The 6,750-nt window shown below is 58.8% G+C and carries 5 protein-coding genes and 1 rRNA gene; 2 read left to right on the top strand and 4 right to left on the bottom strand.

The annotated features are described in order from the left end of the window. Nucleotides 1–29 precede the first annotated feature (29 nt). Entirely contained in the window at nucleotides 30–1,358 is a 1,329-nt protein-coding gene (locus tag BR71_RS18620; protein WP_043641099.1) for a sodium-dependent transporter, read from the bottom strand. Between the two features lie 644 nt (nucleotides 1,359–2,002). Here BR71_RS18620 and BR71_RS18625 point away from each other — a divergent pair. After that, complete coding sequence (locus BR71_RS18625) at nucleotides 2,003–2,935, top strand: sensor domain-containing diguanylate cyclase (RefSeq protein ID WP_043641101.1); 933 nt, start codon at nucleotides 2,003–2,005, stop codon at nucleotides 2,933–2,935. Nucleotides 2,936–3,063: 128 nt separating this feature from the next. Here BR71_RS18625 and BR71_RS18630 read toward each other — a convergent pair whose 3' ends face one another. Together BR71_RS18630 and BR71_RS18635 are read right to left on the bottom strand one after the other, a co-directional pair. Next, nucleotides 3,064–4,461: a NarK family nitrate/nitrite MFS transporter gene (locus BR71_RS18630; RefSeq protein ID WP_043641104.1), complete on the bottom strand. Its 1,398-nt coding sequence runs from the start codon at nucleotides 4,459–4,461 to the stop codon at nucleotides 3,064–3,066. Nucleotides 4,462–4,561: 100 nt separating this feature from the next. Further along, nucleotides 4,562–5,812 carry an MFS transporter gene (locus BR71_RS18635; protein ID WP_043641106.1) on the bottom strand — a complete coding sequence of 417 codons (1,251 nt, stop codon included), beginning with the start codon at nucleotides 5,810–5,812 and terminating at the stop codon, nucleotides 4,562–4,564. A 268-nt stretch (nucleotides 5,813–6,080) separates the two neighbouring features. On the opposite strand from BR71_RS18635, the gene BR71_RS18640 reads away from it, so the two are divergent. Continuing rightward, a complete protein-coding gene (locus tag BR71_RS18640) occupies nucleotides 6,081–6,398 on the top strand; it encodes a hypothetical protein (RefSeq protein ID WP_019103283.1) in 318 nt (105 codons plus the stop codon). A 143-nt stretch (nucleotides 6,399–6,541) separates the two neighbouring features. Here the strand turns inward: BR71_RS18640 and rrf are convergent. After that, nucleotides 6,542–6,656: ribosomal RNA gene (gene rrf, locus BR71_RS18645) — 5S ribosomal RNA — on the bottom strand. Between the last annotated feature and the right edge of the window lie 94 nt (nucleotides 6,657–6,750).

Consider the following 6,750-nt stretch of genomic DNA (forward strand, 5'->3'; position numbering starts at 1 on the left):
GCTCATCATGAGCGAGCGCTCAGCCCGGGTTAACCGGCGCGCAGGCTGGCCACCATGATCCAGCCGATCAAAGCCGGCGCCATCGCCATGCAGAAGCCGCGCATCAACCGCATGCGGCGGCCGGCGCCCTCGCCGGCCAGCTCGCGGCGCACCACCGGCCACGCCTTCCAGCCAACAAACAAGGCCAGCAGCAGTTCACCCAGCGGCATCAGCAGCTTGGAGGTCAGGTAGTCCAGCAGATCGAAGAAGCCCATGCCGAACAACTGGTATTCGCTCCACACCCCCAGGGACAAGGACGCCGGAATGCCCAGCAGGAAGATCCCCAGCGTCATCACCCAGGCCGCCTGGCCACGCTTGAGGCCGAACTCGTCGATCGCGAAACTGGTCACCACCTCCAGCAGGGACACCGAGGAGGTCAGCGCCGCCAGCAGCAGCAGGCAGAAGAACATCACCGCGAACAGCTGGCCCAACGGCAGATGGGCGAACACCGCCGGCATGGTGATGAAGGTCAGGCCCGGACCAGCGGACGGATCGAAACCGAAAGCGAAAACCGCCGGCAGCACCATCAGACCCGCGAGGAAGCACGTCGCCACCGTCAGCAGGATCACCCACAACGCCGACCCCAGCAGATTGGATTCCTTGCTCACATAGGAGCCGTAGGTGATCATGATGCCCAGGCCCAGCGACAGCGAGAAGAAAGCCAGGCCAAGCGCGTCCACCAACATGGCGCTGCTGACCTTGGAAAAGTCCGGAGCCACGAAATACTTCACGCCGTCCCAAGCCCCGGGCAGCGTCAGGCCTCGGGCAATCAACACCAACATCAGCACAAACAAGGCCGGCATCAGAAACTTCGATAAGTTCTCGATGCCCTTCTGCACACCGCCGGCCACCACCCACACGGTCAACAAGGCGAAGCCGGCATGGTAGGCGATAGGCTCCAGCGGGTCGCTAATGAAGCCGCTGAAAATGGCGCCCAGGGTCTTGGCGTCCGACGTCATGATGCCGCCCCCCAGCGCCTTGACAATGTAGGCGATGGTCCAGCCACCCACCACGCTATAGAAAGACAGAATCAGGAAACACACCAAAACGCTCATATAGCCGATGATGGGCCAGCCTCCGCCGGCCAACTGGCGGAAGGCGCCAACGGCGCCGGCCTTGGACGCGCGGCCCAGCGCCATTTCGGCCAGCATCAGCGCCAGGCCCAGCGTCAGGCAGATGCCGAGGTAAATAAACAAGAAGGCGCCGCCGCCATTGGTTGCGGCGACGTAGGGAAATTTCCAGATTGCCCCCAGCCCGATGGCCGAGCCGGCGGCGGCGAGGATGAAACCGAGGCGCGAGCCCCATTGTGATCTTGCCATAATGCAGTCTGCTTCTTTGTCCGAATATTTGTTTTTGAATCGCCGAAATCGACGCCCGCGCCCAAACGCGATCGCCGCAGCGGCAAAGGTGCTGTTTTGCGCCGACAAGGCGCTGCCCGCGCCAGGCCAGATCATGAAGCCCGGGAGCGAACGGAAGGGACCCGGCAAGCCGGGCAAGGGAGAGAAAACCGCCGTGTGGGCGGGCCGAAAGCCGCGTCAGGGGTGGCGACGGACTACGGTTCTCGCTAGTGTATTTTGCGTACAAACACGAATTTACCATGATTGATGACAATTTCCAGCGTACGCAGGCAATTAATTCTGATTTCCAGGATAAGCACGGTCATTTCCCGGCAAAGATAAGCAAGCCAAGTCCCGGCCAACAAGTTGAGCATGAAATATCTGTACTCAGGGAATACACTTAGAACGTGTTTACGATCTCGCGAGCTAAGGCGAGACAAGACGAAAACGGCTGAGACAGCGGAATGGTCGAGTGGTACACGAGCATTTTGAGCTTGCACTCACCGTGCGACGCTTCACGAAGCGCAGCGGACTTTGAACAGGTTTTTAGACAGCGGCCCCATTGCTACGCGTCTGGCCACGCCTGATGCGAACTCGCCGGCCTCACACGACTTACGGAGAGCCCTATGGCGATACTGCAAGCCTTTCAATCGCTGATCGACACCGTACAAGGCGCCCTGATCATAGCCCTTCCCGCCGATGGCCAGATCGTCAGCGCCAATCAGTTGGCGGCCATCCTGCTGGCCACTCCGCACAGCGACCTGATTGGACAACCCTTTTCCCGTTTCCTGCCGGACCCCGCCGACGCCGAACTACTGGCCGGCGAACTGCGCCGCACCAGCATGATTTACAACCGCTCGCTAACCTTGCAAGCCAGCGGCGGTCGCTGCTTCGAGGTACAGCTATCGCTGCGCGAGGTGGAATTGGAAGGCGCGCTCATGCTGATCTACAGCTTCAGCGACCGCACAGAGACCAAGGTGATGAGCCAGTTGCTGGATTTTGAGCGTAATTTAGTAGAGCGTTCGATCAGCCTGATGAAAAGCCTGCGCGCGGAAGACAAACTGACCGATGACGACAAGCTAACCGGCGTGGCCGGCATGCACCGCCTGCTGTCCGCCGCTCACGCCGAAACCGGCCGCGCGCGTCGCTACGGCGGCGCCGTCTCCGGCTTGATCCTCAGTTTGATGAACGTGCCGGAACCGATGCCGGAACTTGATGAAGGTTCGGCTCATCGCCACTTGTTGCGCCTCGCAAGCAGCCTCTGCCTGCAAAGCACGCGCGACAGCGACCTCGTCGCCCGGCGAGAAGACGACGCCTTCATCATTCTGCTGCCCAACACCGGGGTAAGCGGGGCCAACGAACTGGCTCGTAGACTCATCAAATCGCTGCGCCAGTTGAGTTTCGTGTATCAGGGAGAAGAACGCAAAGCGGCGGCCTGCGTCGGACTGAGCGCTCTGCGCGGCAGTGAAAACACCCCCAAACCCATGCTGGAACGCTTGAACGAAGCCCTGCAAAAAGCGCGGGAAGGCGGGCCCAACTACATCGTCAAACTACCCTGAGCGTTCCCCGAGCTCAGCCCCGCCCCAAACACAAACCAAGCCGCCGCCATCCCCATCAAGCCGATAAACGACAAACCGGCGAGGCATCGTCTCGACGCCCCGCCGGCTCTGCTTCCTGCCTTAGCTTATCAGCAACTCACTTCAGCGTTCTTGCGCGCATAGAACCACCAGCACAAAACCATGCAGCTGATATAAAAAACAATGAAACACAGCAGCGCCGGCTCCGCCCCGCCGGTCGCCTTCATTGACGCGCCAAAGCTTTGCGGAATGAAATAGCCGCCATAGGCGCCTATGGCGCTGATGAAACCGCCGGCCGCGGCCGATTCCTTAACCCCATCCGCCTCGGCCTGCTTGCACGCCTCTTCGCCTCGGCCTGCCGCAGCACGCAGCCGGCCCGTAGTGAAGATGGTCGGAATCATTCGGTAAGTCGAGCCATTGCCCACGCCGGCCATGGTGAACAGCAACAGGAACATGGTGAAGAAACCGGCAAAACTACCGCCGCTCAATTGACCGGTCGCGTCATGCGCGGGCAGAAAATGCAACACCCCCACCACAGCCAAGGCCATCACCGCGAACACCCACAACGTCACCCGCGCGCCGCCGAGCTTGTCGGAAATCACACCGCCGATAGGACGCACCAGAGCGCCGAGCAAGGGGCCGATAAAAGCGAACTTGGCCACCGGCACCTCAGGAAACTGGGTTTTGGTCAACAGAGCGAAGGCACCGGCAAAACCGATGAAGCTGCCGAAAGTGCCAATGTACAGCCAACACATCAGCCAATTATGCTTACGGCGGAAAATCACGGCCTGCTCGGTAAACGAAGCCTTGGCGTCGGCCAAATCATTCATGCCGAACCAAGCAGCCGCCGTGGCCAAGACGATGAAGGGAACCCAGACGAAGCCGGCGTTCTGCAACCACAGGCTCTTCTCCACCCCATCCTTGACATAATGCTGCGCATCACCGCCAAAGGCGCCGAACATGCCGCCAGTCACCACCAACGGAATCACAAACTGAGCCAAGGACACGCCGAGGTTGCCGAAACCGGCGTTCAAACCGTTCGCCGCGCCTTTCTGCGCCTTGGGGAAAAAGTAAGCGATATTAGCCATAGAACTGGCGAAATTCCCGCTGCCCAACCCGCACAGCAAGGCGATCGCCAGCATCACCGGATAAGACGTCGTCGGATCCTGCACCGCAAAGCCCAGCCATACCGCCGGCATCAACAGCGAGGCGGTGGACAAGGTCGTCCATTTACGCCCCCCGACAATGGATGGCATGAAGGAATAAAAAATGCGCAAGGTCGCGCCGGACAGCGCGGGCAAGGCCGTCAGCAAGAACAGTTGATCCTTGGTGTAGTTGAACCCCGCGTTCGGCAGGTTCAAAGTCACCACACTCCACAATACTGAAATAACGAAAGCCAGCGTGAGACACGGGATCGAAATCCACAAATTGCGCCGCGCAATGCTCTGACCTTCCTGTTGCCAGAACTCGGCGTTTTCCGGCTCCCACCGTTTGATGACATAAGACATGACTCAACCCTCCCCGCCGGCCCGAGTCATGGCCAGACCAGCGCTATTTGACAATCTTTTAAAGGCGGCTCGCGTCAAAGCGCCGCCATTCAACTCACACTCAACGACCAGCCGCAGCCCGGCGCAAGCCCTCCTCCGCCACCGGCTTGAACGAGTAATGCATCCAGACCAAGCTGACGCAGACTGTGCCGTACAGCAACATGAAGCAGCTGGAACGCACCCCCGCCAGATCCACTAGCACGCCAAACAAAATCGGCAACACGAAACCGGCCAAGCCGCCGGCCAGCCCCACCACGCCGGACACCGCGCCGATGTTGTCTGGAAAATCATTAGCGATGAACTTGAACACCGATGCTTTACCCACGGCCATCGCCACGCCGGCGATGAACAAAATCGCAGTGAACAACACCGAGTTCAGACCGATATGCAAGCTCCAAGGCCCCTTGACGGTGGCCACTACCATCTGAGTCTGCGGATAGGATAAAATGAAGAAGCACACCCACAACACCCACATCACCCACCACGTCGTGCGATATGCGCCGAAGCGGTCCGACATCCAGCCACCGATCGCACGCAGCACGCCGCCGGGCAAGGAAAAACAGGCAGCGAGAAAGGCGGCGGTTTTCATATCAAAGCCGTATTCGCCTACAAAGTACTTGGTCAGCCACAGCGACAAACCCACATAGCCGCCAAACACCACCGAGTAATACTGTGAGTAGCGCCAAACCCTAGGGTCGCGCATCACCCGCAATTGATCGATGAAACGCTGGCCTCCGCCGCTCAAATGCGCAGGGCTGTGATAACTGCAAAACCAAAACAGCAGCGCCGTGACCAGCATCACCCCGGCGTAAACCTGGGGCACCAGCGTCCAGCCGCCCAGCGCGATCAAAGCCGGCGCCACGAATTTGTTCACCGCCGCGCCTGAGTTGCCCGCTCCGAACACCCCCATCGCCATTCCCTGATGCCGCGCGTCGAACCAACGCGCCACATAGGGCGTACCCACGGAGAAGCTGCCGCCGGCCAAACCGATGAACAAACCAATCAGCAAGAAATGCCAATATTGGGAGGCGTACTCCATCAGGTAAATCGGCAGCACCGTGCTCAGCATCAGGCAGAACAAAACAACCCTACCGCCATAACGATCGGTCCAAATGCCCAACGGCACCCGCACCAGCGAGCCGGACAAGACCGGCATCGCCACCAGAATCCCAAACTCGGTCTCATTCAGACCCAGCTGCTGCTTCACGGGAATGCCCACCACGCCCATCATCATCCAAACCATGAAACAGACGGTGAAAGCAAAAGTGCTGACGGCCAGCACCGAGTACTGCTTATATGTCGCGAATGTCATCTTTTCTCCCTCTGCGACCAGGCGGCCGACCAGTCCAATTCCATATTCACACCATACTGCCGGCGTGAAGGAAAACCCATTCGCCAGACGTGGGCAAGGACAAGGAAAAACGATCTAATCGAAATAGTTCTTTTGGGTGGTATTCGAGAAAGGAACAACACAGTAGAGGGGGGAAAGCGGCGAGACGGTCCGGCTTTGCGCCAATGCAAGTTACAGCCCCGACGACATTGGCTAAGATAGGCACATTGCCAACAAGGGAGCTTCCCCCATGAATGCCGCCAAAAAAATACGCCGTTTCATCGAAGAAGGACACGACCCGCAGCAAATGCAAGTGCTCAAGGAACTGGCGACCGCATTGGAAATGGGCCGCTCTTTCGATCTAAGCCTGCTCTACGATATCGACATGCGTTATTTCGACGTCGCCATTGATCTACTGAAAGACTGGCGCTTCGATCATCACATCGCCTCTCGCAGCAAACTGCTGGAGCAGTTGCTGACCGAGATCGCACCGGATAAACAGGTGAAAAAGCCGGAAAGCCCAACCGAAAAACCCGCAGCGGTCAAACCCGTCAAGCCCAAAAAATAAGTAAACAAAACGGCACTGCCGTTGCGCTTATTCAGCCTCCAGCGCGCCCCAGACGCAAAAAAGCCTCCCATGGGGGAGGCTTGGCAAGGTCTGAACACCAATGCAAAAGCCCAGCTCGTCTGAGCTGGGCTTCGCAATCGGGCGTCTGGCGGTGTCCTACTTTCACATGGCGAATGCCACACTATCATCGGCGCTAAGGCGTTTCACGGTCCTGTTCGGGATGGGAAGGCGTGGGACCACCTCGCTATGGCCACCAGACATAAACTGGTACAAACTAGAAGAAGCCTGGGCTGATCTTTGATCAGCCCACATATATTCGGTATTTAATTGTGTCGCACATCCACACTTCGTC

This window comes from Chromobacterium haemolyticum DSM 19808 (assembly GCF_000711885.1).
Taxonomy (GTDB): Bacteria; Pseudomonadota; Gammaproteobacteria; order Burkholderiales; family Chromobacteriaceae; genus Chromobacterium; species Chromobacterium haemolyticum.

What these genes read in the sequence shown, in the direction of transcription:
- BR71_RS18620 (WP_043641099.1), bottom strand. Translation starts at nt 1,358, where the DNA reads ATGGCAAGATCACAATGGGGCTCGCGCCTCGGTTTCATCCTCGCCGCC.
- BR71_RS18625 (WP_043641101.1), top strand. Translation starts at nt 2,003, where the DNA reads ATGGCGATACTGCAAGCCTTTCAATCGCTGATCGACACCGTACAAGGC.
- BR71_RS18630 (WP_043641104.1), bottom strand. Translation starts at nt 4,461, where the DNA reads ATGTCTTATGTCATCAAACGGTGGGAGCCGGAAAACGCCGAGTTCTGG.
- BR71_RS18635 (WP_043641106.1), bottom strand. Translation starts at nt 5,812, where the DNA reads ATGACATTCGCGACATATAAGCAGTACTCGGTGCTGGCCGTCAGCACT.
- BR71_RS18640 (WP_019103283.1), top strand. Translation starts at nt 6,081, where the DNA reads ATGAATGCCGCCAAAAAAATACGCCGTTTCATCGAAGAAGGACACGAC.